Source organism: Micromonospora sp. KC721, from assembly GCF_004348355.1.
Classification (GTDB): domain Bacteria; phylum Actinomycetota; class Actinomycetes; order Mycobacteriales; family Micromonosporaceae; genus Micromonospora.
In genome coordinates this window covers 1-1670 of sequence record NZ_SMJY01000379.1, presented here as the reverse complement: position 1 = coordinate 1670, position 1670 = coordinate 1, and the positions used below count along the sequence as shown (strand labels likewise).

Annotated in this window: 2 protein-coding genes; both read right to left on the bottom strand. The window is 73.1% G+C overall.

Going from position 1 to position 1670, the window contains the following annotated elements; translation table 11 throughout:
* Positions 1–628 (bottom strand): serine/threonine-protein kinase (locus E1182_RS30470; protein WP_243706509.1); only part of this gene is annotated, 628 nt, incomplete at its 3' end.
* Between the two features lie 135 nt (positions 629–763).
* The coding region (locus E1182_RS30465) for a glycosyltransferase family 4 protein (protein ID WP_132271179.1) at positions 764–1670 on the bottom strand (907 nt) is incomplete at its 5' end.

The window sequence follows — 1670 nt, the reverse complement described above, 5'->3', positions numbered from 1 at the left end:
GGTCGGTGGCGAGCGCCGCAAGGGTGGCCACCGCGCTGCCCCGGGCGTAGGGCGGGCGGCCCTCCACGGCCGCGTACAGCGTGGCGCCGAGGGACCACAGATCGGTCTCGACGCTGGACACACCCTCGGCGGCGCGCTCCGGAGCGACGAACTGGGGTGAACCGAGCACCATCCCGGGGCGGGTCAGTATCCCGTCCTCCCCCTCGAAGGTGGCCAGCCCGAAATCGGTGAGCATGATCTGCCCGTCCCGGGTCACCAGCACGTTCTGCGGTTTCACGTCCCGGTGCAGCACGTTGGCGGCGTGGGCGGCGCGCAGCGCGGCCAGCAACGCCCGCCCGACACCGGCGGCGCGCGCCGGGTCCAGGGGGCCCTCGTCGTTGAGGACGTCCTGCAACGTCCGGGACGGGACGTACTCCATCACGATCCACGGGTCGCCGTCGACCGGGACCACGTCGTAGACCCGGACCACGTTGGGGTGGCGGAGCCGGGCCGCGGTGCGCGCCTCGCGCAACGTCCGCCGCCGCAACTCGTCACCTTCGGGTTCGGACAGCCAGTTCGGCGGCAGGACCTCCTTGACCGCCACCTCGCGGTGCAGCACCTCGTCGAGGGCCCGCCACACCCGACCCATGCCGCCCCGACCCACCGGCTCCAGGAGCCGGTACCGGCCGGCGATCACTACGTGCTGCACCGCTCTCCTCACCGTTGGCTGACGCACCACGGTAGCCAATGGATCGGGATGGGCCTATCGATCGTTGGGTCGACCTCAGCAGGCGGCACCCTTCGTGATCAAAAGGTTACCCTCCGGAATGGGGATCCGCGACCGTCCGCCGAGCAGCGCGCCGGCCCGTCGGGCCTGGAACGAGCCGTGCTCGCGGCGGGCGGCGGCATAGCTGCCGGCCGTGCGGGCGGCGATGGTGGCCCAGCCGTACCGTTCGCTGACCATGCGGCGGGCCCGGCGGGCCACCCGGCGGGCGAAGACCTCGTCGCCGACGAGCTGGTCGACCGCGCCGGCCAGGGCATCCGGGTCGCTGTGCGGGAAGGTCACCCCGGTCACACCGGGCTCGACGATCTCGGCGAGTCCGCCGGTGTCGGCCACGGCGAGCGGCGCGCCCGCCGCGGCGGCCTCCAGCGCGATCATGCCGAACGGCTCGTAGAGGCTGGGGATCACGGTGGCGTCGGTGGCGGCCAGCACGGCCGGAAGCTGGGTGGAGTCGAGGAATCCGGCGAACCGGACGGTGTCGGCCAGGCGCAGCCGCCGCGCCTGCTCGACCAGTTCGTCCTTGTACGGCCCGTCCCCAGCGATTACCACCCGCAGCCCCGGGTGCCGCTCGCGCAGGTACGGCACGGCGTGCACGAGGTGCTGCACGCCCTTCTCGTACACCAGTCGCCCGGCGTACCCGACCAGCGGACCGTCCGCGGCGAACCGGGCCCGGGCCGAGGCGACGGCCCGGGGCCGGGCGTGCCAGGCGCGCTCGTCGACCCCGTTGGGTACCACGTCGACCCGGGTGGGCGGCACGTCGAACAGCCGGGTGACCTGGTCCCGCATGTAGCCGGAGCAGGCGATGATTCGGCCGGATTCGCTGGTCAGCCAGTGTTCGACGCCGTGGATGGTGCGGTTCATCTCGTCGGGTAGCCAGCCTTGGTGTCGGCCGGCTTCGGTGGCGTGGATG